The 25,882-nt window shown below is 70.6% G+C and carries 21 protein-coding genes; 15 read left to right on the top strand and 6 right to left on the bottom strand.

Going from position 1 to position 25,882, the window contains the following annotated elements; genetic code table 11:
- Positions 1-24: 24 nt before the first annotated feature.
- The 5 genes from AAGI91_12075 to AAGI91_12055 are packed head-to-tail and all read left to right on the top strand — an operon-like array spanning position 25 to position 7,726.
- A complete protein-coding gene (locus tag AAGI91_12075) occupies positions 25-2,706 on the top strand; it encodes a PEP/pyruvate-binding domain-containing protein (GenBank protein ID MEM1043353.1) in 2,682 nt (893 codons plus the stop codon).
- Positions 2,699-3,814: a DUF3419 family protein gene (locus AAGI91_12070; GenBank protein MEM1043352.1), complete on the top strand. Its 1,116-nt coding sequence runs from the start codon at positions 2,699-2,701 to the stop codon at positions 3,812-3,814. Before AAGI91_12075 ends, AAGI91_12070 begins: the two co-directional genes overlap by 8 nt.
- A complete protein-coding gene (locus AAGI91_12065) occupies positions 3,811-5,175 on the top strand; it encodes a hypothetical protein (GenBank protein MEM1043351.1) in 1,365 nt (454 codons plus the stop codon). Before AAGI91_12070 ends, AAGI91_12065 begins: the two co-directional genes overlap by 4 nt.
- Complete coding sequence (locus tag AAGI91_12060) at positions 5,172-6,173, top strand: GNAT family N-acetyltransferase (GenBank protein MEM1043350.1); 1,002 nt, start codon at positions 5,172-5,174, stop codon at positions 6,171-6,173. Before AAGI91_12065 ends, AAGI91_12060 begins: the two co-directional genes overlap by 4 nt.
- Positions 6,170-7,726, top strand: coding sequence for an AMP-binding protein (locus AAGI91_12055; protein MEM1043349.1), 1,557 nt, complete (start codon positions 6,170-6,172; stop codon positions 7,724-7,726). Before AAGI91_12060 ends, AAGI91_12055 begins: the two co-directional genes overlap by 4 nt.
- Positions 7,727-7,761: 35 nt before the next feature.
- Here the strand turns inward: AAGI91_12055 and AAGI91_12050 are convergent, their stop codons facing one another.
- On the bottom strand, positions 7,762-9,417 hold the full coding sequence (locus AAGI91_12050; GenBank protein ID MEM1043348.1) for a T9SS type A sorting domain-containing protein: 1,656 nt from the start codon (positions 9,415-9,417) through the stop codon (positions 7,762-7,764).
- 116 nt (positions 9,418-9,533) lie between these two features.
- Between AAGI91_12050 and AAGI91_12045 the strand changes: the two genes are divergently transcribed.
- The 3 genes from AAGI91_12045 to AAGI91_12035 all read left to right on the top strand — a co-directional run bounded on the left by AAGI91_12045 (position 9,534) and on the right by AAGI91_12035 (position 11,774).
- Positions 9,534-10,106: an NUDIX hydrolase gene (locus AAGI91_12045; GenBank protein ID MEM1043347.1), complete on the top strand. Its 573-nt coding sequence runs from the start codon at positions 9,534-9,536 to the stop codon at positions 10,104-10,106.
- Between the two features lie 60 nt (positions 10,107-10,166).
- Entirely contained in the window at positions 10,167-10,937 is a 771-nt protein-coding gene (locus AAGI91_12040) for a rhomboid family intramembrane serine protease (GenBank protein MEM1043346.1), read from the top strand.
- A gap of 93 nt (positions 10,938-11,030) precedes the next feature.
- Positions 11,031-11,774, top strand: coding sequence for a DoxX family protein (locus AAGI91_12035; protein ID MEM1043345.1), 744 nt, complete (start codon positions 11,031-11,033; stop codon positions 11,772-11,774).
- Positions 11,775-11,869: 95 nt separating this feature from the next.
- On the opposite strand, the gene AAGI91_12030 is transcribed toward AAGI91_12035, so the two are convergent.
- On the bottom strand, positions 11,870-13,870 hold the full coding sequence (locus AAGI91_12030) for a T9SS type A sorting domain-containing protein (GenBank protein MEM1043344.1): 2,001 nt from the start codon (positions 13,868-13,870) through the stop codon (positions 11,870-11,872).
- A gap of 164 nt (positions 13,871-14,034) precedes the next feature.
- Between AAGI91_12030 and AAGI91_12025 the strand changes: the two genes are divergently transcribed.
- The 5 genes from AAGI91_12025 to mutS all read left to right on the top strand — a co-directional run bounded on the left by AAGI91_12025 (position 14,035) and on the right by mutS (position 20,789).
- Positions 14,035-14,448 carry a hypothetical protein gene (locus tag AAGI91_12025; GenBank protein MEM1043343.1) on the top strand — a complete coding sequence of 138 codons (414 nt, stop codon included), beginning with the start codon at positions 14,035-14,037 and terminating at the stop codon, positions 14,446-14,448.
- Between the two features lie 106 nt (positions 14,449-14,554).
- Entirely contained in the window at positions 14,555-16,969 is a 2,415-nt protein-coding gene (locus AAGI91_12020; GenBank protein MEM1043342.1) for a DUF5686 family protein, read from the top strand.
- 60 nt (positions 16,970-17,029) lie between these two features.
- Entirely contained in the window at positions 17,030-17,386 is a 357-nt protein-coding gene (locus tag AAGI91_12015; protein ID MEM1043341.1) for an MmcQ/YjbR family DNA-binding protein, read from the top strand.
- A gap of 91 nt (positions 17,387-17,477) precedes the next feature.
- Positions 17,478-17,948: a hypothetical protein gene (locus AAGI91_12010; protein ID MEM1043340.1), complete on the top strand. Its 471-nt coding sequence runs from the start codon at positions 17,478-17,480 to the stop codon at positions 17,946-17,948.
- 195 nt (positions 17,949-18,143) lie between these two features.
- The gene (gene mutS / locus AAGI91_12005; protein ID MEM1043339.1) at positions 18,144-20,789 is read left to right on the top strand and encodes a DNA mismatch repair protein MutS; all 2,646 of its coding nucleotides are present in this window, start codon (positions 18,144-18,146) and stop codon (positions 20,787-20,789) included.
- A gap of 4 nt (positions 20,790-20,793) precedes the next feature.
- Here the strand turns inward: mutS and AAGI91_12000 are convergent, their stop codons facing one another.
- Positions 20,794-21,177, bottom strand: coding sequence for a type II toxin-antitoxin system VapC family toxin (locus AAGI91_12000; protein ID MEM1043338.1), 384 nt, complete (start codon positions 21,175-21,177; stop codon positions 20,794-20,796).
- A gap of 97 nt (positions 21,178-21,274) precedes the next feature.
- On the opposite strand from AAGI91_12000, the gene AAGI91_11995 reads away from it, so the two are divergent.
- Complete coding sequence (locus AAGI91_11995) at positions 21,275-21,550, top strand: hypothetical protein (GenBank protein MEM1043337.1); 276 nt, start codon at positions 21,275-21,277, stop codon at positions 21,548-21,550.
- Positions 21,551-21,613: 63 nt separating this feature from the next.
- Here AAGI91_11995 and AAGI91_11990 read toward each other — a convergent pair whose 3' ends face one another.
- Positions 21,614-21,784, bottom strand: a complete 171-nt coding sequence (locus AAGI91_11990) for a hypothetical protein (protein ID MEM1043336.1) — start codon at positions 21,782-21,784, stop codon at positions 21,614-21,616.
- Positions 21,785-22,030: 246 nt separating this feature from the next.
- On the opposite strand from AAGI91_11990, the gene AAGI91_11985 reads away from it, so the two are divergent.
- Positions 22,031-23,581, top strand: a complete 1,551-nt coding sequence (locus AAGI91_11985) for a hypothetical protein (protein ID MEM1043335.1) — start codon at positions 22,031-22,033, stop codon at positions 23,579-23,581.
- Here AAGI91_11985 and AAGI91_11980 read toward each other — a convergent pair.
- Together AAGI91_11980 and AAGI91_11975 are read right to left on the bottom strand one after the other, a co-directional pair.
- Positions 23,556-24,320 (bottom strand): ABC transporter ATP-binding protein, encoded by a 765-nt coding sequence (locus AAGI91_11980; GenBank protein ID MEM1043334.1) that lies wholly within the window; start codon positions 24,318-24,320, stop codon positions 23,556-23,558. The two genes, AAGI91_11985 and AAGI91_11980, sit on opposite strands and share 26 nt — an antisense overlap.
- Positions 24,317-25,744, bottom strand: a complete 1,428-nt coding sequence (locus tag AAGI91_11975) for a DUF5687 family protein (GenBank protein ID MEM1043333.1) — start codon at positions 25,742-25,744, stop codon at positions 24,317-24,319. Before AAGI91_11975 ends, AAGI91_11980 begins: the two co-directional genes overlap by 4 nt.
- Between the last annotated feature and the right edge of the window lie 138 nt (positions 25,745-25,882).

The following is a 25,882-nucleotide window of genomic DNA, read 5'->3' as shown; positions in this document are numbered from 1 at the left end:
CCGCTGAGAGCCGTAGCTTTCCTCATGCCCGACTGCCCCCTAATCCTCACGCCGGACGACGTTGGAGCCGCACCCCCTCGCCGGGTTCTCGGGGGCAAGGCCGCCGCTCTCGCGGCGCTCTGCGGCGTCGGCCGTGTCCCTCGGTGGTTTGTAGCGACTCCGGCGGCGTTCGAGGCGAGCCTGGATGACGACGCGCGCGCGGCGTTCGAGGCCGCGCGCGAAAACCCCGAGACGCTCGCCGGTGCGCTGGCTGGACTCGTGCCTGCACCTGCCGTGCGTGAGGCGCTCGCCGTAGGTCTCGCCGGGCTCGGTGCAGCCCACGTCGCTGTGCGCTCGTCGGCTGCCGACGAGGACGGGGAGGTGCACTCGTTTGCGGGACAGCTCGCCTCGTACCTCTTCGTTCCGCCGGAGCGCGTGGCGGAGCGCGTAGCGGACGTGTGGCGCTCGGGCTTCGCGCCGAGCCTGCTCACCTACCGCCGCGAGCGCGGGCTGCCCCCGGTGCCGCCACCCCCCGCCGTACTCGTGCAGGTGATGATCGAGGCCGAGACGTCCGGCGTCGCCTTCAGCGCCGATCCTGTCTCGGGCGACCGCACGCACGTCGTCATAGCTGCGGTCCATGGGCTGGGCGCGGCACTCGTGGACGGGCGGGAGGACGGGGAGCACCTCCGCGTCGCCGCAGGCGGCCGGGTGGCAGAGCGGGGGCCGGGCCGGCAGCGCCAGGCCGACCGCTTCGACGCCGAGGCAGGCAAGGGCGTTCGGGCGCTGCCTGCGCCCTCCGGTCCCGTTCTCACCGACGCCCAGGCCGCGCGCGTCGCCGACCTCGCGCGCGCGGCCGAGGCCCACACCGGGTGCCCGCAGGACGTCGAGTGGGCATTCGCTGGCGGAGGGCTCTACCTCCTCCAGAGTCGGCCCATCACGGCGCTTACCGGGAGCATGGTCACCGAGGGCACAGCCGATGAGGGTACGCTCCGACTCTGGGACAACAGCAACATCGTCGAGAGCTACGGAGGCGTGACGACGCCGCTGACCTACACGTTCGCACGCCGGGCCTACGAGGCCGTCTACCGCCACTTCTGCCGCCTCCTCGGCGTCTCCGAGCCGCGCATCGCGGCGCACGACGAGGCCTTCACGCAGATGATCGGGCTGGTGCGGGGGCGGGTCTACTACAACCTCGTCAACTGGTACCGGGTGCTGGCGCTTCTGCCAGGCTACCGGCTTAACGCGCCGCTCATGGAGCGAATGATGGGCGTGAAAGAGGGGCTGCCCGAAACACTCCGGCCCGATCCCCCATCGGGCAGCCGATGGGGCGACGCCTTGGACACGCTCCGCACGGTCATCGGCTTGGTCGCTGCGCGCCGACGGCTGCCCCGGCTGGAGCGCGCCTTCCGCGCTCGCCTCGACGCCGCGCTTGCGCTTCCCGGGTCCGGCCTCGACGCGCTCGATCTGGAAGGCCTCGCCGCCCACTACCGCCGCCTCGACACTGCCCTCCTCGCGCGCTGGGACGCTCCGCTGGTCAACGACTTTTTCGCCATGATCCACTTCGGCGTGGCGCAGCGGCTGGCCGAGCGGTGGTTGCCCGAGGGCCTGTTCGGGCAACTCCTCACCGGTGACGGGGCGGTGGTTTCCGCGGAGCCTGCGCGCTGGGTCCGCCGCCTCGCCGAGCGGGCCGCCGAGGACGCCGGGTGGACCGCTACGCTCGCCGACGGACCGGTGGGGGAGATTGAGACCGGCCTCGCGGCGCGGCCGGACTGGGCCGCCGAGGTCGCCGCCTACCTCGACCGCTTCGGTGACCGCTGCCTCGAAGAACTCAAGCTCGAAAGCCCCACGCTCGCCGACGATCCCGGGCCGCTCTACCGCGCTATCGGCGTGATGGCGCAGCGTCTTCGGGCGGGGCAAGCAGTCCCCGAAACGGCAGGGGCCGGGCTGCGCGCCGAGGCCGAGACGCGGCTCCGCACGGCGCTTGGCGGGCACCCGCTCCGGCGGCTCGTCTTCGGTTGGGCGCTCCGGCACGCCCGGGCCCGTGTCCGCGACCGCGAGAACCTCCGCTTCGAGCGGACCCGCGTCTTCGGCCGCGCCCGCCGCATCGTGCTAGCAATGGGCCGCCGGCTCGCCGAGGCCGGCCGGCTCGGTGCCCCCCGCGACGTGTTCTACCTCGAACTCCACGAACTCCTCGGCCTCGCTGACGGGACCGCCACGGTGCCGGACCCCGCGGCGCTGGCCCGCGCACGCCGCGCCGCGTTCGGCCGGTTCCGCGCCCTGCCTGCGCCGCCCGAGCGGTTCACGACGCGGGGAGCCGTGGCACTGAGCGCGCTTACGCCGGTTGGTACAGCGCAGCCGGATCAAGGGGGGGCGGTGCGGCAGGGGCTTGGCTGCTGCCCCGGCACGGTCGAGGGACCGGTGCGTGTGGTCCGCGACCCGCGCGGCGTGACCCTCGCTCCCGGCACTGTCCTCGTCGCCGAGCGGACGGACCCCGGCTGGATCCTGCTCTTCCCGGCATGCGCCGGCCTCGTCGTCGAACGCGGGAGCCTGCTCTCGCACTCGGCGATTGTCGCGCGCGAACTGGGCCTCCCGGCAGCCGTAGCCGTGGCGGGGGTGACCGGCTGGCTCCGCGACGGGGACCGTGTCCGGCTCGACGGGGCGACGGGCCGCGTCGAGCGGCTAGCGGCGAACTACGCGCCCGGTCCGGTCGGGGTGGCGCATGGCTGAGCCGGCCGCTGCCGAGATCGCCGCGCGCGCTGACTTCTCGCGCATTCGCTACGCGCAGGTGTGGGAAGACGCCGGCGTCCTCCTCGAAGGCCTCGCCGTGCAGCCCGGCGACCGGTGCCTGAGCATTGCCTCGGCCGGCGACAATGCCCTTGCGCTCCTCACGGCCGACCCTGCAGAGGTCCTGGCCGTGGACCTCAGCGCGGCGCAGCTCGCGTGCCTCGCCCTCCGGGTCGCGGCCTTCCGCGTGCTCCGTCACGAGGATCTCCTCGGGCTCGTCGGCTCGCGCCCGAGCGCCCGGCGGCTCGATCTCTACCGCCGCTGCCGCCCCCACCTCAACGCCGAGGCGCGGGCCTTCTGGGACGCCCGGCCCGGCCTCGTCGAGCGAGGGATCGGAGCGGCAGGAAAATTCGAGCGGTACTTCCAGTACTTCCGTCGCTTCGTCTTGCCGCTGACGCAGTCGCGCCGGCGGGTTCAGGCACTGCTAGAGGGAAAAGAGACCGCCGAGGCGCGGCGGGCGTGGTACGACGCGCACTGGGACACCCCTCGCTGGCGGCTGCTCTTCCGGCTCTTTACCTCGCGCTTCGTCCTCGGCCGCTTCGGGCGTGATCCCCGCTTTTTCGACCACGTCGAGGGCCGCGTGGCCGGCCGGCTCCAGGCTCGCATCCGCCAGGCCGTGACGAGCACGGACCCGCGCCGGAACCCGTACCTCCAGTGGATCCTCACCGGCACGCACGGGGCCGCGCTCCCGCTCTATCTCCGCCCCGAGCACTTCGGGACGATCCGTGCCCGCCTCGACCGGCTGACCTGGCGCAGGGCTTCGCTGGAGGCGGCCCTCGACGCTGCCGCACCGGGGTCGTTCGACCGGTTCAACCTCTCGGACGTGTTCGAATACGTGGACGAGGAACACTACGCTGACCTCCTCGGCCGCCTCGCCGACACCGCTCGGCCGGGCGCGCGCCTCGCCTACTGGAACCTGCTGGCCCCGCGACGCCGCCCGCCCGCACTCGCTCACCGGCTCCGGCCGCTCGGCGACCTCGGGCAGCGGTTGCATGCCACCGACAAGGCCCCGTTCTACGGCGCGTTCGTCGTCGAGGAGGTGATCGGATGAGCGTGTGGGCGTTCGTGCAGGCCCGGCCGTGGCTGGGGATCGCATTCGTTCTCGGCACGCTCGGGCTTGCCCTGGTCGTGCTCCGATGGGCACAGGTGCACCGCGGCCTCGCGCCGGAGGGAGCACGCAAGGGGCTGCACGTCACGATGGGTGCCGTGACCATCCCCTTCCCGTGGCTCTTCGACGGGGCGGCACCGGTCGTCGCCCTCGCTGCGCTGGCGGTCGGGCTGATGGTGGCCGTGCGGCGGGTGTCGGCCCTTAGCAAACGCGTGGGCGGGGTGATCCACAGCGTCGAGCGGCGGTCTTACGGCGAGATCTATTTCCCGATTGCGGTGTGCGCGCTCTACCTTCTCGCTGCCGAGACGCCGGTCCTCTACGCGGTCCCGCTCCTGCTGCTCGGGCTGGCTGATCCAGCGGCGGCGCTCGTCGGCCTCCGCCACGGGTTCGTGTCGTACGCGGCGGTGGACGGTCGGAAGAGCCGCGAGGGCTCCGTGGCGTTCTTCGCCGTAGCCTTCCTGTGCGTGCACGTCCCGCTCCTGCTGCTGACCGAGACCGGCCGCGCCGAGAGTCTCCTCGTGGCCTGCCTCGTCGGCATTCTAGCGATGATGCTGGAGGCCGTCTCGTGGCGCGGGCTGGACAACCTGTTCGTGCCGCTCGGGGCATATGTCATTCTCACCCGACTGCTTGACCTCTCGGCGGCGCTGCTGGTGGGACACCTCCTCGTGCTCGTCGCCCTCGCGGCTGGTGCCGCGCTCTCGCGGCGTACGACGACGCTGGACGGCAGCGCCGTCGTCGGTGCCGCGCTCGTGGGCTACGTGACGTGGGCCGTCGGCGGGACGGTCTGGCTGCTGGCTCCGCTCGGGCTGTACTTCACCTACGCGCGGCTCTGGCCGCGCGGCACCGCCCGCTCGGACACCGTGCACAACGTCTTCAGCGTGACGTCGGTAGGGACCGTGTGGCTTCTTGCCGCGGCGCTTGCTAGCCGGCCGGACCTCCTCTTTCCGTACACCCTCGCTTACGCCGGATATCTCGCGCTCTTCGGCGTCGGCGAGTTGCGGGGGCGGCATCCAGAACGGTCCCCCGCGCGCATCGCACGGACGGCGACGGTGTGGAGCGTGGCGGTGCAGGTGCTCCCCGTGCTCGCCCTTTACCTGACGCGGGGAACGCCGGCACCGGTCGCCCGTGCGGTCGTCTTCCTCCTGCTGGGAACCGTCGCCGTTGGGGGGACCGCGTACATCGCGGCCCGCTACGCCCGCGCGCTCGATGAGGAGACGACCGACTTCGAGGGGCGGGTCTACCGCGCTGCCCTCGTCGGCGCAGCCTCGTCACTTGGCCTCCTCGCACCCCTCTTGCTCCGATGACGGTTCACCGCCTCGACGCTCCCGACGCCGGTCTCGCGGGCCCCCTCGCGCCGCTCGCGCCCGAGATGTGGGCGCTCACGCGGCCGGACCGGCACCTCGCTGTGACTGAGGAGGGGGAGTGCGTTGCCCGCGCGAGCCTGTGGTGGCGGAACACGCCGTCGTTGCCGGACGACCCGGCCGCCCATGTCGGACTCGTCGGGCACGTCGCAGCGGCGCGCGACGAGGCGGCGGGGGCCGTGCTGGCAGCCGCCCTCGATGAACTGCGGACGGCGGGCGCGGCCTACGCGCTCGGCCCGATGGACGGCTCGACGTGGCAGGCCTACCGGCTCGTTACCGAGACCGCGCCGGAGGGCGAAGGCCCGGAGCCTCCGTTCTTTCTGGAGCCGTGGACACCGCCTGAGGCCGTCGCCTGGTTCCGGCAGGCGGGCTTCGCGCCCGTCGCCGGCTACTACTCGGCCCGCGTGCCCGCCCTCCCGCCGAGGGCCGATGCGCTCGGCGAAGCCGAGGCGCGGTTAGCCGAGACTAGTCTGCGGCTCCGCGCGTTCCGGCTGGAGCAGGCCGAAGCAGAGCTAGGGCGGCTCTACCGCGTCGCCCTGGCAGCATTCGCCGGCAACCCGTTCTACACCCCGCAGCCCGAGGCGGTCTTCCGCGCGAGCTACCGCCAGCTGCTCCCACACGTTCGCCCCGAGCTGCTCGTCCTGGCCGAGCGCGAGAGCGCGCTGGTCGGGTTCGTCTTTGCGGTGCCCGATCTGGCGCAGGCGCAGCGGAGGGAGACCGTGGACACGGTCATTGTCAAGACCGTGGCAGTGCATCCCGACGCGCGGGGCGAGGGCCTCGGCGGGGCGCTCGTGCTCCGCGTGCAGGAGGCCGCCCGCCGCCTCGGCTTCCGGCGCGGCCTCCACGCCCTCATGCACGAGGCCAACGTCTCGGTGCGCATCAGCCGCCACAACTCGGCCTACCCCATGCGCCGCTACGCGCTCTTCGGTCGCCCGCTGTGAACGTTGCCGACCTATTCCAGGCCCAGGCCGAGGCGCGGCCGGACGCCGTCGCGCTTGTCGAGGGGCGCGGGCGTCGGCGGCGGGCTGTCACCTTTGCCGACCTGGAGCGGCTCGGGGCCGAAGGAGCGGGCCGGCTCGCCCACGCCGGGCTGGCCAAGGGGGACGCGGTGCTCGTGCTCGTCCCCCTCTCGGTGGAACTGTACGTCGTCCTCGCGGCCGTCTTGCGGCTTGGCCTCGTCGCGGTCCTCCTCGACCCGGGTGCGGGGCGCGCCCACGTCGCAGCCTGCTGCCGCGTCCTACCGCCCGCCGCGTTCGTCGGCGTGCCGAAGGCGCACGGGCTGCGGCTGTTCGTGCCGGGCGTGCGGCGTATCCCGCTCCGGTTTGCTGTCGGGGGTTGGGTGCCGGGCGCGAAGCGCTGGAGCAGGGGCGGAGGCGCGTGTCCGGTAACGCCCTGTGCGCCCGACGACCCGGCGCTGCTGACGTTTACGACCGGGAGCACGGGCGCGCCGAAGGCGGCGGTCCGCACGCACGGGTTCCTCCGCGCGCAGCACCGCGCCCTCGCCGAGGCGCTAGGGCACGAGGCCGGGCAGGTGGACCTGCCGACGCTCCCCGTCTTTGTCCTCGCAGGCCTCGCCTCGGGCCTCACGAGCGTGCTTCCCGAGGCCGACCTTCGCCGACCGGGCGCTGTCGCGCCTGCGCCCGTACTGGCGCAGATCGAGGCCGAAGAGGTCACGCGCAGTGCGGCCTCTCCGGCCTTTTTCGAGCGCCTGCTCGGAGCGGAAGACCTCGCCCCGCTTGCCCGCCTCCGCCGCCTCGACACCGGCGGCGCACCCGTCTTTCCCGACCTCCTCGACCGACTCCAGGCTGCGGCCCCCGCCGCCGAGGTCGTCGCCGTCTACGGCTCGACCGAGGCCGAACCCATCGCCGAACTGCCCGCTGCTTCGCTCACAGCGTCCGACCGCGAACGCGTCCGCACCGGCAGTGGTCTGCCGGCCGGTCGGCCTGTGGACACGGTCCGCCTTCGGGTGATCGAGGACTGCTGGGGCACGCCGATTGGCCCCCTCAGCGGGACCACGTTCGAGGCCCTCACATGCCCGCCCGGCACGGCGGGTGAGATTGTCGTGAGCGGTGCGCATGTGCTCCCCGGCTATCTCGGCGGAGCGGGTGACGCCGAGTCTAAGTTCGAGGTCGGCGGCGTGCGGTGGCACCGCACGGGCGACGCGGGGACGCTGGAGACGGACGGACGGTTGTGGCTCCTCGGCCGGTGCGCGGCGGCAGTCCGCGACGCGCACGGCACGCTCTACCCCCTCGCTGTCGAAGCTGCCGCGCGCGAGGTCGCCGGCGTTCGTCGCAGCGCCTTGGTCGCCGCTGAGGGCCGCCGGACGCTCGTCGTCGAGGCCCAGGACGGGTTCGATGACGAGCGCCTCCGCGAGGCCCTCGCCTGGGCGCACCTCGCCGCTGTCTTGCCCGTCGCGGCAGTCCCACTCGACCGCCGCCACAACGCGAAAGTGGACTACCCTGCGCTCCAGGTGCTGCTGAACCGCTCAGGATGAGGGAACCTCCACCCGCGAGTGCATCGTGGGTGGGATCAGCGCACGAGCGTCACGCGCCGGGTGAGCTGGAACGTCTCGCCTTCGGCCCGGACCAGGTAGAGGCCCGTCGGGAGCCCGGCGGCCTGCACAGTGACGCGGTGCTGGCCGGCCGGCAGGCGGCCCGCATGGACCATCGATACCCGTCGGCCAAGCACGTCGAACAACTCGACGCGCACATGCTGTGCCGCGGCCACGTCGAGGGCGAGGGTGGCTGAGTGCCTGAAGGGGTTGGGATAGGCCGCACCGAGTGCGTGCCTCGTGGGTGCGCCCGCGTCCGGTTCGAGGTCCACCACGCCGAAGCGGCCGTCGACCAGGTAGGCGTCCGTCTCGCCGGCACTGGTGAGTTCGAGACTGCCGAAGGCGGCGGTTTCCTCGAAGAGGCCAGCCACGGAAAACTGTGCACGCGACGCGTCGGAGTCGATGGCCGTGCCCACGTCGTCGCCCGGACCTCCGAGAATGTTCAGGTCGAAGAGGTTGCCTGCAATGTCGAAGACCGCGAAGTAGGCGTCTTGAGCCTGCGTGGTGAAAGGCACCTCAGAAAAGGAGCCTGATCCCTCCACGGCACCTGTGATCAGAACGCCGTTGCCGAAGACGTTGAGGGCGTTGGGGGCGTCGTCTCCGTCCCCGCCGCCGCGGCGTGCCCAGGCGGGATCGCCGCTGCGGTTGATCCGCGCCACGAAGACGTCGGCCATGCCGAGGCTCGTCAGTACGTCGCTGCCGATGGTGATTGTGCCGTCGAAGCCGCCGTGAACGTAGACGGTGCCGTTCGCGGCGAGGTCGATGCCGCCGCCGCGCGTCACCTCGTCTTCGGGGGAGCCGATCCGCGTGGCCCAGGCGACCTCGCCGCTCGCATCGTACTGAGCGACGAACACATCAGCGCCGCCGAGGCTTTGCCTGGAGAGCGGGCCAAACTGTGCGGTGCTTCTGAAGACGCCGCTGACGTGCGCGGTGCCGTCGGGCGTCACGGCGACGCCGTAGCCGGCGTCGTCCTGGCCGCCACCGCTGCGCCTCGCCCAGGCGACGCTGCCGTCTGGGGCATATTTCACAAGGAGCGCGTCGCTCTCCCCCGCGCTGGTTACCATCCGGCCACCGAAGTTGCCGTCGCCCTCGAAGCTGCCGGCTACGTAGGCATTCCCACTGTCGTCTACCGCCAAGTCTCGGCCAACGTCTTGCCCCGCTCCGCCTCCTTGCTGGACCCACTGTATGGTGCCGTCGATGTCGTACTTGGCGAGGAAGATGTCGAAGCCCCCGGCGGAGATTAGAAGCACATCCGGGTTGGCACCTCCGTCGAACGTGGCACTGCCGTTGAAGGAGCCCACGAGGTAGACGCCGCCGTCCGGCGCTACGGCGACTTCGGCTGCGAAGTCGTTCGCGTTGGTGCCGCCGCGCCGCGCCCAGAGCACGTCGCCAGCCGGACCGTATTTGACCAGGAAGAAGTCATTCCCGCCGATGCTCGTGACAGACGCCTCGCCGAACGTGGCCACGTCCTCGAAGATGCCCGTGATGTAGCGGTCGCCCTCTGGACTGAGTGCAAGCCCGCGAGCCACGTCCTCTTCCAGGCCGCCGCCGCCGCTGGACGCCTCCAGAATGAACGATTGGGCGCTGACGGGTCCTGCCAGCAGAACGCAGGCGCAGAGACAGAGGAGACGCATAGGATCGGTTGCAGAAGGTGGGAAAACTGCCTCGTCACCGCGCGGACACACCCTGAGAGCCCCACAGGCTACGGTCTGCGTGGATACCTTGACACCTCTCATTATCGACCGGTCTCATGCCAACTGAACCCCCGAGCCACCGCCGGTGGACGACTATCGACTCAGAAACCGTCGTCGACCGGTGGTGGCTCACCCTCCGGGCCGATCACGTCCGCCTCCCGACAGGGGCCGAAATCGAAGAGTTTCATGTGGCCGAGGTGCCCGACTGGTCGCTCATCGTAGCGCTGACGGACGACGGAAAGGCCGTCCTCGTCGAGCAGTACCGGTACCCGGTCGACCGGACGGCGCTCGAGTTCGCCGCCGGCATCATCGGCGAGGGCGAGACGCCGCTGGACGCCGCCCGGCGCGAGCTGCTCGAAGAGACTGGGTACGAGGCCGGCACCTGGACCTCGCTCGGCCCGTGCGCCGTCGAACCCGCCCGCCAGACCAACTACGGGCATCTGTTCGTCGCGCGGGGCGCGCACCGCGTCGAGGCACCGTCCCTAGACGAGACTGAGGACCTGCAGGTCCGGCTCGTAGACGCCGCCGACCTCGTCGGGCTGGTCGAGCGCGGTGAGATCGTGCACGGGATGCACGCCGCGGCGGTGTTCTGGGCCGTGCACCGCGGGCTGGTGCCCGGGGGCGCGTAGAAACGATTGCGCCGAGCGGGACGTACAGACCGCTGCCCCTCTCACCTCGCTTTCGGCTCCATGCTGTTTCCCATCGGCGACGACGATCGCCACCTCGACGGACCGGCGTTCGTGACCATCGCCCTGCTGCTGGCCAACGTCGGCGTGTTCGTGCTCCAGCTGATGGACCCCGAGTTGATCTACGGGTGGAGCACGGTCCCGTACGAGATCACGACGGGCCAGGACCTCGTCAACGCCGCCGACGCCACGCTCAGCCCGGCGAGCCTGGACCGACTTCCGCAGCGCCCCGGCCCGGTGCCGATCTACCTGACGCTGCTCTCGAGCATGTTCATGCACGGCGGGTTCGGGCACCTCGGCGGCAACCTGCTCTACCTCTGGATCTTCGGCGACAACGTCGAGCACCGGTTCGGGCACGGAGCTTTCCTGGCCTTCTACCTCGTCAGCGGGCTCGCCGCGAGCGCGGCCCAGATCGCGCTCGACCCGGACTCCGTCATCCCGAACCTCGGGGCGAGCGGGGCTATCGCGGGCGTGCTCGGGGCGTACCTCGTGCTCTTCCCGCGCAACCGGGTCCACACCGTCTTTTTCTTCCGGGTCATCGCGGTGCCGGCGCTGCTTGCCATCGGACTGTGGATCGTGTTCCAGTTCATCAATGGCTTCGGGGCGATTGCGGCGGCGGAGCAGACAGGCGGCGTGGCCTACGGCGCGCACATCGGTGGGTTCTTCGCCGGGGCCGTCCTCGCACTCGTGCTGCGGCAGATGCTCCCGGAGGACCGCCCGAACGTGCTCCGACCGGCGATGCGCCGCGACCCGAAGGCGCAGCGGCTCTGGTAGCTGGCGGCACCGATCTCGGACGCACCGGATCCGGCGAGGGTGTAGTGCCGTAGCAAGAATATTCCCTTCTCCTATCTTTCACAAGAGGCTGCTATGTCTGCCAGTCACCGTGCCATCGAATGGATGGACGCCAACCGCGATCTGGTCTTCGACCTGATCCGCATCTACCTCGGCATCGCCCTCTTCATCCGAGGGGCGCTCTTCATCAGCGACTCGTCCTCGCTCGTCGAGATCCTCGGCGCGGGGACGGACGTGTCGTTGCTGTCGGTGGCGCTCGTCCACTACGTCGCGCTGGCGCACCTCGGCGGCGGGCTGCTGCTCACGCTGGGCCTGCTGACACGCGTCGCGGCGCTCCTCCAGGTGCCGATCCTGATCGGTGCCGTGTTCGTCGTGCACGCCGGGGAGGGGCTGCTGGCTGCGGGCCAGTCGTTCGAGCTGGCGACGCTCGTGCTGTTCCTCCTCGTGGCCATCTTCCTGCACGGGTCGGGCCGGCTCTCGCTGGACTACTACCTCTTCGAGCGCGCGCAGGCGCAGGAGGCGCGCAGGATGCAGCTCAACCTGTTCGACCGCCTCCCGGTGCCCGAGCCCGCGCCCGTGCCGGTTGCTCCCGTGCCGGTCGCCCCCGTGCCGCAGGCGATGACGTGCACCTGCGAGCCGTCGCGCGACCGGAGCCACGCCCGCATCCGCATCGAGCGCCGCTACGGGATGCGGGCGCTGCGCTTCCTCACCGGCACGACGGGTACGCCGCGCGAGGTCGTCTTCCGCTGCCGCGACTGCCGCCAGGTCGTCGAGACGACCGTCGACCCGGAGGACCTGGCCTACTACGCGTACTGGTAGCGCCGGCTGGCGGCACCGACCGCACAGGCGTAGAACAACGTGGCCCCGCCGGAAGTGCACCGGCGGGGCCACGCTGCTGTAGCGGAGCGCGTCGTCTAGCGGACGAGCGAGACGCGTTCGGTGAGGTCCAGCGACCCAGTCTCCAGGCGGACGACGTACATGCCGCTGGGCAGGTTCGAGGCGTCGAACCGGACCGAGTTGTACCCGCTGGGGTAGAGGCCGTCGGCGAGGGTGGTCACGCGGCGGCCGAGCACGTCGTAGACCGTCAGGCGGACGTCCTGGCTCGCCGGCAGCGTGAAGCCGACGTTGGTCGCCGAGCGGAACGGGTTGGGATAGGCCGCGTGGAGCGTGAACGTGCCGTCCGGCGTCGACTCCTCCGTCGAGACGGGGTTGCAGTCGCTGTTGCCCTGCGCCTTGCAAGCGTTGGCGATGACGTCCTGCTCGTTCTCGCCCCCGACGATGGCGAAGACCGCCGTCGCGCTCTCGCCGTCGGCGATGCTGTACGGGCCGAGGCCGAGCACGGTCCGCCGGTCTGCTGGGCCGATCGGATCAGGCGAGATGTTGGTAAGCGCCTGGAAGAGGATGTCATCCCCGGGGAGCGCGTCGTAGAACACGCCTGAGACCGGCACGTCGTCCTCGCTGCCGATGGCGACCTGGCCGTAGTAGTTCGGATCCGCCGGGTTGGCTTCGTCGCTGAATACGTAGAGCACACGGTTGTCCTCGTCGTAGCCGCCGATGTTCTGCTCGAAGTTGCTCACGTCCCAGTCGACGAAGATTCCCAGGTAGATGTCGCTGAGGTCCGCGCCCGAGGTGTTGGTCACGGTGAACTCGAGCGTCACGAAGTCGTCGTCCTCGCCCGAGAAGGAGAGTTGGTCAACGGTGACGCCGATGGGGTTGGCGGCGGCGGCGTCGCTGTAGGACGCGGTGAACGCCTGGTTCGCGCCGTCGGGCGGGGAGGCCTGGCGGAGCGAGTCCACAGTCGTCCACTCGATGTCCGGGAACTCGTAGGCGTCGCCCGAGACCTGGGTGTTGCTCGCGCCGACGAGGAATTCTCCTTCGTACAGGCCGTTGGACCCCTCGAAGGTGAAGCCCGTCCCAACGGACGCACCGGCTTCGTCCGCGAACGCGCCGATGGAGCCGTTGGCGTAGACCTCGAGCATCACGTCGCCCGTGTCGTGGATGGCCTGCTCGAGCGGCGGGGCCGTCGTGCCGAGCTCCTGCGCCGCCGCCGCGCTGGCGATCACGCCGGCTTCGTCCGGGCCGCCAACGAAGGCGAAGCGGACCACAATCGACTCGCCGTCCGTGATGTCGTACGGGCCTGTGCCGAGCGTGGCGCGGCGGTCGTCCACGAGCGGCGGCACGGGCGCGACGGTCGTCAGGAACTGGAAGATCTCGAGGTCCGTCTCGGCCCCGCCGAGTGCGTCGTAGTTGATGCCCGACACGTCCACGTCGCCGAGTGCGGTCACGCCGAAGTAGTTGGTCGAGGTCTCGCTGTCGTCGAAGATGTAGAGCAGCTGCGTGTCCTCGTCGTAGCCGCCGAGGTTCTGCTCGAAGGTGCCCACGTCCCAGTCGGCGAAGATGCCGACGTAGGCGTCCTCGATGTCCGCACCCGACGTGTTCTCAATCGTGTACTCGACGACGACGAAGTCCTGGTTCGGGAAGTCCGACCGGGAGTACGAGCGCTGCGTGACGGTCAGGCCGATCGGGTTGGGCGCTGCGCTGTCGTCGAAGACGGCCTCGAAGGCCTGATCGAACTCCTCGAACGGCGCTTCGAACACCGGGTCGATCACAGTCGGCCCCGAGACCGGCGAGAATTCGGGGGCCTGGTCGGTGCCGCCGTAGTAGTTCCCGGAGACCTGCATGTCCGAGACGCCGACGGCGAGCGTGGCGTGGAAGAGGCCGTTGTCCCCGTTGAGAACAAAGCCTCCGCCGGGGAACTGGTTGCCTCCGATGGGCTCCGTGCCGAGCGCTCCGTTGGCGAAGACCTCGAACTCGACAGTCCCGGTGTCGTGGATGGACTGCGCGTGCGCGAGGGCCGGCAGCATGAGCAGAAGGACGGCTGCTAGGAAGTGCCTGGTTGTAGCGAATAGGGTCATGGCGTCTTGGCGGTTAGTGAGAGAGAGGGGCTGTACCCCGCGGAGGGTATAAGGATACACGATACGAAGGAAACTAAGGACACTTCAACGACCCGGCCGAGATTGCGCAGCGCGATGATGCGCCAAGCCGTATCCTGGCTCCTGCGCACCAACCGCGCCCGACCATGAACGGACCAGGCACGCGGCCTCTCTTCCTCCGAAGCACCGCTGTGACGGCGCTCCTGCCCCTCATCGCCCTGCCGTTCTGGGCGGCGGACCTGAACGTCGGTGCCTGGTCGGGGTCGCTGGGGCTCTACGAGGTGCTCGTCGCTCCGCTGCTGCTGGTGCTGGCGGCGTTCTCGTTCTACCGCCGGGTGCGGTGGCTGCGCGTGCGGCGGTACATGGCGGCCCTCGGCGGGGCATCGCTGCTCGGCGTCGGGCTGTGGTACCTGGGGCTCGGGTGGCACGGCGGGACGCTGCTGCGCCCGGACAGGCTCACGCTGGAACTGATGGGCATCGCCCTCGGCGCGCAGTGCCTGGCCGCCTACGGCGCGGTGATGGTGATCGCGGGGATGCGCCGGCTGAAGGCGGCGGAGTAGGGCGTTACGAAGCGTTCGGTGTGGGCGGCCTCTCGGGTGTAACCCCCGCCGCCGTAACCCCGCTGCCTGTGCGGCGTACGTGTCGCTCACCCTCATCCCCGCCGCCATGCTTCTCCGCCGCGCCCTGCCGCTGCTCGCCCTCTTTTTCACCGCACAGGCCCAGGCCCAGACGGTCGCCACGGGCCGCGTGACCGACGCCGAGACCGGCGAGCCGCTCGCCGCGGCGACGGTCCAGGTCGAGGGCACGGCGGTCGGGACGATCACCAACCGCGACGGGGCCTACGAACTCCGCCTGCCCGCTACGCCGGCCGTGCTCGTCGTACGGTTCATCGGCTACGAGACGGCGCGGCGCACGTCCGAGGGCGGTGCGGCCGACATTGCTCTCGCACCGGTCGGGGTCGTGGCCGGCGAGGTGGTGGTGACGGGCGAGAATCCCGCACTCAACATCATGCGCCGCGTCATCGAGCGCAAGCAGGCCTGGCAGGCCGACCTCGAATCGTGGCAGGCCGACGCCTACGTCCGGCAGACCTTCGGGCGCGACACCTTGATCGTCGGCATCGTCGAGGGCGTCACCGAGGCCTACTGGCGGCGCGGCGACGGCGTGCGCGAGTCCGTCAAGGACGTCCGGCAGACGGATAACCTCCAGGATTTCCGCCCCGAGTTCCTCCGCGCCGCCGACGCCATCCTCAACTTCTACGACGACGAGATCGAGTTCGTCGGCTTCAGCCTCCTGGGCCCGACGGCGCCGGAGGCGCTCGGCTTCTACCGCTTCACGCTCGACGGCACGCGCTACCGCGACGACGAGATCGTCTACGACATCGGCGTGACTCCCAAGAACCGCCTCCAGCCCGGCTTCGAGGGGCGCGTCTCGGTCCTCGGCGGCACCTACGCCCTCATCGACGTGGCGCTGCGCCCCAACCGGTCGGTCCGCCTCCCCCTCGTCAACGCGCTCGACCTGACGTTCGCGCAGCAGTTCTCGTCGTTCGGGCAGGAGATCAACGAGCGCACGGCCTGGCTCCCGGCCGACTTCCGCCTCGACGGCGCGGGCCGGATCGGGATGACGGGCCTGCAGTTCCCGGCGATGACGTTCCGCATCGTCGCCCGGCTGACGGACTACGAGGTCAACGTCGCCATCCCGGACTCGCTCTTCGAGCGTGAGGACGGCAGCACGCGCCCGGCCGTGGACTCGGTCGCCCTCGCGGCCGGCACGGCGCTCGACCGCGCCGGGGTCGTCGTCCCGCTCGATCCGCGCGAGGCCGTCGCCTACGCCGAGATCGACAGCACCGACACCATCGAGGAGGCGTACCGTCCGACGGGCTTCCTCGCCCGGTTCATCGACATGGACGACGGCCGCAGCGCAGGGTCCGGCCGCAGCGACCGGTTTCTCTCGACCGAGGCGGGACTTGACCTCTGGTACAACCGCGTGGAGGCGGCGCACCTCGGAGCCCACGCCGGCGTGAGGCCGGGGCGGGGGCCCTGGCTGCGCGGGGCGCTCGGCTACGCCACCGGCCTGGAGCGCCTGACCTACGAGGCGTCGCTCGCGCAGACCCTCCGCCTGCCGAAGCGGAACCGGCTCTTCGCCGAGATCGGGGTGCAGCGTGAGATCGCTCCCCGGACCGAATCGGCGGCCTACGGCCGCGCGGAGAACACGATCGTCGCCCTCGTCGGCGAGCCCGACTACTTCGACTATTACCAGCGCGAAGGCCTCTACGCGGAGGTCGGCGGCTACGCCCGGCGGCTGCGGACGCGGCTCACGCTGTTCGCCCTCGCCGAGCAGCACCGCGCCGTGCGGGCGACGACGAGCTACGACCTGCTCGGGCAGGCCCCGCAGCGGCTGAACCCCGTCGTTCCCGAAGGCGACCTCCGGTCCGTCGGGGCCGAGGTGACGCTGGGCGAGGTGGACGGCGGACTCGGGGCGGCGCTCGCCGGGCAGCGCGGCCTCCGCCTCCGCGTCGAGGCCGCGGGCGACGCGCTCGGCAGCGACTTCGGGTTCGTCCGGGCCGAGGGCGTCGCCGCGCTCCGCGTGCCGACGTTCCTGCGCCGCCGCCTGATCCCGAACACGCTCGACCTCCGCCTCGCCGGCGGGCTCCACGGCGGCGACCTGCCGCCTCAGCGCTTCTTCGGGATCGACGGGACACTCTTGGCCTACGCGCCCACCGGCACCTTCCGCACCCTGCGCGGGCAGCCGGTCGAGGGCGACGCGTTCGTGGCGGCGTCGTGGGAGCACGACTTCCGCAGCGTGCCGTTCGAACTCCTCGGCCTGGAGGCGCTCGCGGTGCGGAACGTCGGGCTGAGCATCCACGGCGCGCACGGTCGCGTCTGGCTCGACGGCCCGGGACCGGAGACGAGGTCTACGGCGCTTCGCTTCAACGAGGGGTGGGTGAACGAGCTCGGCGTCTCGCTCCACGGCGGCTTCGTCTTGCCGGTGCGCCTCGACCTGACCTACCGGTTCGACTCCGGGACGGCGTCCGGGCTGGGCTCGGGCCTGTTCTTCTCCTTCGGCGTGGCGCGGCTGTTCTGAGCGCGCCGGATGATGTGGCACCTCCTGTACCTTCGGCTTATCAATTCCTGACGCCGGCCGATGTATATCGACGAGTTTCGCTCTTTCTGCCTCACCTTCCCCGAGACCCGCGAGGACCAGCCCTTCGGTCCCGACGTGCTGGTCTTCAAGGTCTGCGACAAGATGTTCGCCCTCCTCAGCCTCGACGAGATTCCGCCGCGCGCCAACCTGAAGTGCGATCCCGAGCGCGCGGTCGCGCTGCGCGAAGCGTACGCTGCCGTCACGCCGGGCTACCACATGAACAAGCGCCACTGGAACTCCGTCGCCCTGAGCGCCGAGATGCCGACGCCGCTCGTGCAGGCGATGGTGGAAGCCTCGTACCGCCTCGTCGTGGCAGGGCTGCGCAAGGCAGACCGGGAGCGGCTGGCGGAGACATAATCTGTTCTTTCATCCTGTGGCCGCGCGGAGACGGTATCTTGCTTCTCGCCGCTGCCACGCGACCTGCTGACGGTCCCACGCCCCTCGCTTCATGGCGCAGTCCCTGTCCTTGCCCAGAAAACTAGCCCGCCTCATCCTCCCGATCGTGGGGCTGCTGGCGCTGCTCACGGGGTGGCAGTACGTGACGCTGCCCGAGGACTTGCCGGAGTCCACAGAGACAATCGCCAACGCCATCCTACTCGTCAGCATGGCGGTAGGGGGGCTTCTGCTCCTCGGCTTTGTCCAGCGGCTCCGGCGGAAGCTGCGCACCCGCAGTCGCTACCTCCTCTGGACGTTCGTGTCCGCGTACTTCCTGGGTGCCTTGTTCCTGGTGCTCCGGTTCGGACAGTGGAGCGGCGTCTCGGTCACGATCTCTGTTCTGTGCGTGTTCGCCCTCGGTCTGTCGATCTGGGGGGCGACTGCTGAGCGCCAGCGCACGATCGAGTACACGCTCTTCCCGAGCCGCCCCCGGAAAGCACGCCAAGCCGAGGGCGAGGCCGAGTCGGTCAGGCAAGGGGCCTGACGGGCATCGCGCGTAGCCCGCGTCACCCGGCAGCGTGCGGGCGCAGCAGGGCAATGCCACGCTGCTGGCATGGGGTGCGTGTATTTTCCTGCGACACAGCCCCGCCCCGGACCCATGCCGAAGGAAGCGCCGACGCTGTTCCCGCTCTCGAAGGAGGAGCGAAAGGAGCGCCGGAAAAAGGCCGCAACGCCGCTGATGCGGCAGTACTGGACGATCAAGGACCGCCACCCCGGCGCGCTCCTGCTCTTCCGCATGGGCGACTTCTACGAGACCTTCGAGGAAGACGCCCGCATCGTCTCCGACGTGCTCGGGATCACGCTCACGAAGCGCTCGAACGGGGCGGCGGACGACGTCCCCCTGGCGGGCTTCCCGCACCACGCGCTCGACCAGCACCTCCCGAAGCTCGTCCAGGCCGGCTACCGCGTCGCCGTGTGCGAGCAGCTCGAAGACCCCAAGCACGCCCGCAAGATCGTCAAGCGCGACGTGGTCGAGGTCGTCACGCCGGGGGTCTCGTTCCGCGACGTGCTCCTCGCGCCGAAGCAGAGCCACTACCTCGCCGCCGCCGTCTGGGGCACGGAGCGCAAAGACCAGGGCCTCGTCGGTTTCGCTTTCGTGGACGCTACGACGGGCGAGTTCTTCGTCACCGAAACCCCGGCCGCGCGCTTCGACGAGTTGCTCCTGACCGTCGCCCCGGCGGAACTCCTCGTCGACAAGCGGCAGAAGGACGAAGCGAAGGCGATCCGCGGCGCGCACTTCGCGCTTACGCCGCAGGAGGACTGGGTCTTCGGGTACGATTTTGCCTACGAAACCCTCCTCCGGCACTTCCAGACCCACTCGCTCAAAGGCTACGGCGTCGAAGACCTACGCCTCGGACTCGTCGCGGCGGGCGCGGCGCTCTACTACCTCGGCGAGACGCAGAAAGGCCGCGTCCCGCACGTCCGCCGCATCCAGCGCTACCAGGCCGACGACTACATCGCCCTCGACCCGCAGACCAAGCGCAACCTCGAACTGGTCTCGTCGATGCAGGGCGGGCGCGACGGCTCGCTGATTCAGATCCTCGACCGGACCCAGACCCCGATGGGCGGGCGGATGCTCCGTGCGTGGCTCGTCCGCCCGCTCCGCTCGGTCTCCAAGATTCAGCAGCGGCTCGACGCCGTGGACGCGCTCTTCTCCGGCTCCCGCCTCCGCCGGACGCTCCGCGACGAACTTCGGCACGTCGGCGACCTCGAGCGCCTCGCGGCGAAGGTCTGCACCGGGCGCGCCACGCCGCGCGACCTCGTGACGCTCAAGCTCACGCTCCGCCAGATTCCGCTCCTCAAGCAGGCCCTCGAAGGTGAGACCTGCGAGACGCTTGTTCGGGTGCACGACGGCCTCACGCTCTGCACCGACCTCGCCGAGCGGATCGGGGCCGCGCTCGTGGACGAGCCGCCGGCTAAGATGGATGCCGGTGGCTACATCCGGGGCGGCTTCTCGGACGAACTCGACGAGCTTCGGGGCATCGCCTCGTCAGGCAAGGAGACGCTGGCCAAGATGCAGGCCGAGGAGAGCGCCCGGACTGGCATCCCCAGCCTCAAGATCGGCTACAACAAGGTCTTCGGGTACTACCTCGAAATCACGAACGCGCACCGCGACAAGGTCCCGGACGACTACATCCGCAAGCAGACCCTCGTCAATGCCGAGCGCTACATCACGCCCGCGCTCAAGCAGTACGAGGAGAAGATTCTCACGGCCGAGGAGCGGATGGTCGAGCTGGAGAGCCAGCTTTTTGCCGAGCTTCGGATGGCCGTCGCCGAGGCCGTCGAGCCGGTCCAGCGCAACGCCCGCTTCCTGGCGCTGCTCGACGTCTTCTGCGCCCTTGCCGAGGTCGCCGAGCAGCACGGCTACGTCCGGCCCGACGTGGACGACTCGGGCGTGCTCGACCTCACCGACGCCCGCCACCCGGTCGTCGAGCAGGCCCTCCCGGCGGGCGAGGCGTTCATCCCGAACTCCGTCCTCCTCGACGCAGGCGACGCGTCCGACCGGCAGATCCTGCTCATTACCGGGCCAAACATGGCGGGCAAGAGCGTCGTCCTCCGCCAGGTCGGCTTGGTCGTGCTGCTGGCGCAGGTCGGCGCGTTCGTCCCGGCCCGGCAGGCGCGCGTCGGAGTCGTCGACAAAATCTTCACCCGCGTCGGGGCCTCGGACAACCTCGCGGCGGGGGAGAGCACGTTCCTCGTCGAGATGAACGAGACGGCGAGTATCCTCAACAACGCGACCCCGAAGTCGCTCATCCTGCTCGACGAGGTCGGGCGCGGGACGAGCACGTTCGACGGGCTCTCGATCGCGTGGGCGATCGTCGAGCACCTCCACGAGCGGCCGGAGGTAGCGGCGCGGACGCTCTTCGCGACCCACTACCACGAACTCAACGCGCTCGCCGCGCGGCTGCCGCGCGTCCAGAACGCCCGCGTCCAGGTGCAGGAGCACGAAGGCAAGGTGATCTTCCTCCGCACGCTCGTCCCCGGCGGGGCCGACCACTCCTACGGGATCGAGGTCGCCCGCATGGCCGGCCTGCCGGAAGCCGTGATCCGCCGGGCGAAAGAGGTGCTCCGCCACCTCGAAGCGCACAACGTGGCTGAGGAGATCGCGCCCGACGGTGCCTCCGGCGACGGAGCCCTGCCCGACGTGCGCTCCGCCGCGGCGGCTTCCGTGGCCCCGCCCGACCCCGCGCTCCCGGCCGCCGTCCCGCCCAACCCCGCCCTCATCGAGGTCATGGACCGCCTGGAGCATTTCGACCCGGACCGGATGACGCCCATCGAGGCGCTCATGGCGCTCGCCGAACTCAAAGGCCTCGCCCGGCGCTGAGCGGCTAGGGCTGGAGCGGGTCGATCACCTCCAGGCCCTTGACCTGCCCGAAGTCTTTCGTGTTGCGCGTGACGAGCGGCAGGCCATAGTGCAGCGCGGTGGCAGCGACGAGGGCGTCCGGCGTCTTTAGCCCGCGCCGCTGCCGGCGTAGCGAGACCGCGCGCGCCAGGACGGGCGTAATCGAGAGTTCGGTAGAGGCGTTGTATACCTGGTTCAGTAGGTCCTCTTCGCGGTCCGAGAGGGCGTGGAAGCCGTAGACCTCTACGCGGCTGATCTCGGAGACGAAGAAGGCGTCCTCCGCATGTTCGCGCAGGAAAGACTGGATGCGCGCACGCTCCGGGGCGGCGGGCTGGGCGGAGTAGATCAGGATATCGCTGTCGAGGAGCATGGGACGCTAAGGTAGGGACGCGGTGCGGTGTCGTACCTTCATATGATGACGCCGATCATCTCTGGGGCGTTTCTGTCTTTTCCATCCCCCCGTAGCTATGCCACGGACGTACAAAGCGGTTCTCTCAGACGACGGCATTCGCTGGACTGGCGAGGTGCCGGAGGCGGTCCTCCGTGGGGAGGAAACGCCCGTGGAAGTGGTGGTGCCGGAGGAGCCTGCGGCTCTTCCAGTTTCTGGCATCACGGGCGCGCGGCTCGCGGAAATCTTCGAAAAGCTGGCAGCGACAGACCCGTTCCAAGAGATCGAAGACCCGGTGGGGTGGCAGCGCGCCGTCCGGGACGAGCGGCCCCTGCCTGGGCGCACGAGCGAGTAGCACGGGCCGCTGCACCGCTCATGGCGCTCGCCGAACTAAAAGGCCTCGCCCGGCGCTGAGCGGCTAGGGCTGGACGATGCCCAGTACCGAGCCAAGCGCGTAGAGCACGACAAACCCGACGAGCAGGCCGACGGCGGTTGGCCAGCGCCGGGGATTCCTGTTGCGAGGCGTGTAGTAGAGGTAGGCCATGCGGCGAGCGCGTTCCGTGACGCAGCGCTGCAGGAGAACAACCATGCCGGAGCCGTACGCTGCAGCGGCAGCGGTGCGCCCGGCCGACAGACTCGGGCAGTAATAGGCCAGCCGGCATGAACGGTCCCGAAGTGAGAGGCGGCGGACAATGGTGCCGGGCTTAGCTTCCGGCACCACACGCACGCCCTCAACTGTATGGCTGTCGGAACTTCCCCTACGACCGAGCAACGCACGCACGCGTGGAGCTGGGGGCCTCCCTTCGCCTTGCTCGGGGGAGGCCTCGGCGTAGCCGTGGCTGCGATTATTGCGCTCAACGGTGGCGTGTTCGCCTACACGCTCGACGACCCGTACATCCACCTCGCCCTCGCGGAGGAAATCGCACGGGGACACTACGGGGTCAACCCCGGCGAGGGCTCGGCTCCGTCGTCGAGCATCCTGTGGCCGCTGCTGCTGGCCCTGGGGGCGAGGCTGCCGGGTGCGGTGCTCACTCCGCTCGTGCTCAACATTGCGCTGTCGGCGGGGGCGGTCTGGGCCGCCTGGCGGGTGCTGCTCCGCGTGCTGCCCGTCGGAGACGACTGGCACCGCGCACTCGCGGTAGGCGTGATGGGCGTCGCGTTCGTCGTGGGGACCCACCTGATCGGGCTCGTGCTAAACGGGATGGAGCACGTCCTCCAACTCGCCCTGTCGGTGCTGATCGTCTGGGGGCTGATCCGAGAGCGGGAGACGGGGCAGGTCGCGTGGTGGCTGATGGCGGCCCTCGTACTCGCGCCCCTCGCCCGCTACGAGTGCCTGGCCCTCACCGTGCCTGCTCTCGCCCTGCTGCTCTACCGGCGGCACGCCCGCGCCGCGCTCGTCGTAGCCGTGGCGACGGCGGTGCCTCTGGCTGCGTTCTCGGCGTTTCTGCTGGCGAACGGTCAAGAGGCATTGCCTACGTCGGTTCTGCTGAAGTCGCAGTCGCTGGGCGAGGAGAGCGTGTGGCAGCAGGTGGCAGACGGCAGCGTGTTCGTGGGATTCGCGCGCAACCTCGTCGAGAACATGCGGCTGGGGACGGGGCGCGTGCTTGCGGTGGCCTGGCTCGGGCTGCTCGCCGCGGTCGTGGTCCGGGGGCCGGCGCGGGCGGACAAAGCTCTGGCCTTGTGGGCGGCTGCGGCGCTCGGGCTGCACCTCGCCGCTGGGCAGCTAGGCTGGTTCGGCCGGTACGAAGTCTACGTGTGGGCCGTCGCGGTGCTCGTCCTGCTCTGGGTAAGCCGGGCCGGCCTGCGGCGGCTCGTAGACGCGCAGCCTCCCCTCCGGTTTGCTCTGCTGGCCACCCTCGCCGTTGGGCTCACCTGCCAGAACTACATCCGCTGCGCCCTGCTCGCCCCCGCTGCGGCGAACGACGTCTACGAGCAACACGGCCAGATGCACCGGTTCGCGACGGAGTTCTGGCAAGGCCCCGTGGGCACCGGCGACATCGGGTGGGTGAGCTTCCAGAACGACCACTACGTCCTGGACCTCAACGGCCTCGCCAGCCTCCGCACCCTCGAACTGCAGGAAGCCCGCGGCCGGTACGGGTGGGTGGACCCGCTCACGGAGGAAGCTGGAGTCCGGTTGCTCATGGCGTATGAGTCTACGCAGTTTTCGCCATCCTGGATCAGGCTGGGCACGCTGCACCTCAGCGGGCCAGTGGCGGTGACGCCGGCCAACGACACGGTGACGTTCCTCGCCCGCGACGAGGCGACGGCCCAGCGGGTGCGGACCCTCTTGCCGGGCTTCATCGACACGCTCCCGCCCGGCGTCCGGTTCGAGTGGACAGGTGGACCACCTGCGGCGTTGTCTACGCCGGCGCTCGGGCAGAGGTAGGCTCCGGCGGGGCGAAGAAGGAACGCAGCTCGCGGAGCGTCTCGCCGGTCGAGGGCGTGTCGCGCACCACGCGCCCGGCGGCGAGGACGAGCACGCGGGAGCCCACGTCGACGACGTGGTCAAGGTCGTGGCTGGAGACGAGGAGCGTCGCGCCGCGCTCGCGCTCGCGGCGCAGGATGGTTTCTAGCTGGAGGCGCGCGCGCGGGTCGAGGTTGGCGAAGGGCTCGTCGAGCACGATGAGCTTCGGCCGGGGCAGGAGCGCGCCCACGATGCCGACCTTGCCCGCGTTGCCGAGCGAGAGGTCGCGGATGAGCGGGTCGGCCTCGACGGTCGGGCCGAAGAAGTCGGCGTAGGCCGCCGCCCGCCGGTCGGACTCGTCCGCTGCCAGGCCGTAGGCCCCGCCGACGAGCCGGAAGTATTCGCTCGGTCGCAGGTAGTCGATCAGGAACCCGGCATCGAGAAAGGCCCCAACCGACGGCTTCCACGCGTCGCTCTCGGCGACGGCCACGTCGTCGATCTGGACCTGGCCGCTCGTCGCCCGGATTAGGTCGAGCGCGAGGCGGAGGAGCGTCGTTTTGCCCGCGCCGTTGTTGCCGACGAGCGCGACGGCCTCGCCCGGCAGCACGGCGAGGTGGTCGAGGTTGAGCGCCTCGGTCGCCCCGTAGCGCTTCACGAGGTCGGTCGCCACGACGGTCGCGCCGAGGTCAGGAGCGGGAGCAGAGCCGTTCGTCGTCATCATAGAACAGACCTAAAACGAAGCGCGAAGGGGTGGCGCTGGTGGAGGAGCCGGGTTTCGATGAGGCGCGCCCACAGCGGCAGCGCGAGCACGCCGGCCGCCCCGACCGCGGCGGTCGCAGCGAGGCCGTGCCCCGGGCCGAGGCCGAAGATCAGGCCCACGGCGACAGCCCCGGCGAGGGCGAGCGCGATCTGCGGCGGGAGCGACTGAATCCGGGGGCTGCCCATAAACTTGTCCTGCACGTCGAGCGGCTTCGGCCCGAGCGTGGAGCCGAGGACGGCGACCGGCGCGAGCACGCCCGCGCAGAAGAGCACCGCCACCCCGAGGTCAAGGAGGGCGCCCGGGGCGAGCGCGAGGGCAAGCACGAACTGCACCGCGCCGAGCGCGAGCGCCGAGCCCACGCCCATCAGGAGCTTCGCCGCGACGAAGGCGTGGAGCGCGCCGGGGAGGCTCAGCAGCCGGTCGTAGTGCCCGCTCGCAAACGGCAGCGCGAACTGCCCGGCGGAGATCGCAAACGTGCCCGTCGAGGCCATCAGGAGCAGGGCCGCTGGGGCGCCGTCGTTCCAGACGAAGGCGTAGACCGAGACCGCGAGTGTGAGGGCGAGGGCGTTGAGCGCGATGCCGCGCGGGAACCGGGTGCGCCGGAGGAGCCGCCACTCCAGGTCCAGGAGCGCCCGCACGCCGGCGTGCTCGAACCCGGTCGTCGGCTGGCGCTCGGCCGGCGCGGAGGCGCGGGCGGCGGGGTCGAGGTAAAGCGACTCGACGACGCTCCGGTGCGAGTAGACGCCGAGGAGGGCTGCGATGGCGGTGACGAAGAGGACGGTCAGCCCGGCTTCGTCCCCAAGCGGCCCGCCGAGGGCGAGCACGACGGCCGCTGTCGCCGCGAGCGCGGCCCCGACCGCCGCCAGCGTCTCGGCCGGGGCTGTCCCGAGCCGCGTCTTCCATACCACGACGGCGAAGTGCGACACCGCCACGAGTGCTATCACCCCGACGACGAACCCGACCGCGGCTGCCTCGCCCGAGGCACTCCGCACTGTCCGCAGGGCAAAGGGCACGGCGAAGGCGAGCGGGGCGAGGTTGAAGACCGAGAGCGTCGCCCGGAGCGTCACCGCCCGCGCCACGCGACGGCGCGGCACCGGCAGCAGGAGGAACGCCTCGGCTCCCCGCGTCGGCACGTCCTGGAACAGCACCCGCCCGACGGTCAGCGCCCCAAGCGCAGGCAGCAGCATCTGCCGGACGAGGTCGAGCGCTGAGATGTCGGGTGCCCAGACCGAGAGGGTGTCCGGCAGCAGGAACCCCATCGCGGCCGCCGTCAGCACGGCGTAGGCCAGCCCGAGCGCTTTCAGCACGGCCAGCACGAGCCGGCCGCCGAGGTAGGGGGCGCGCCGGAAGGCGAGGACTTGCAAGCGGAGGAGGGTCCAGAACACGGCAGGGGAGGCAGGGCGCAGTCTCTTCGGTATCGGCCAGGCGAGAGGTGCTGTAAACGACGCGCCTCAGTCTAATGACTAGATGAGTTCGCAGGCGTGTACGGGAAGTCTGGGGGTCTGGGGGTCTGGGGGTCTGGG

The sequence above is a fragment of the Bacteroidota bacterium genome (assembly GCA_038746285.1).
GTDB lineage: Bacteria > Bacteroidota > Rhodothermia > Rhodothermales > JANQRZ01 > JANQRZ01.
The sequence above is the reverse complement of the archived record's forward strand: the minus strand, read 5'-3'. Positions and strand labels throughout refer to the sequence as shown.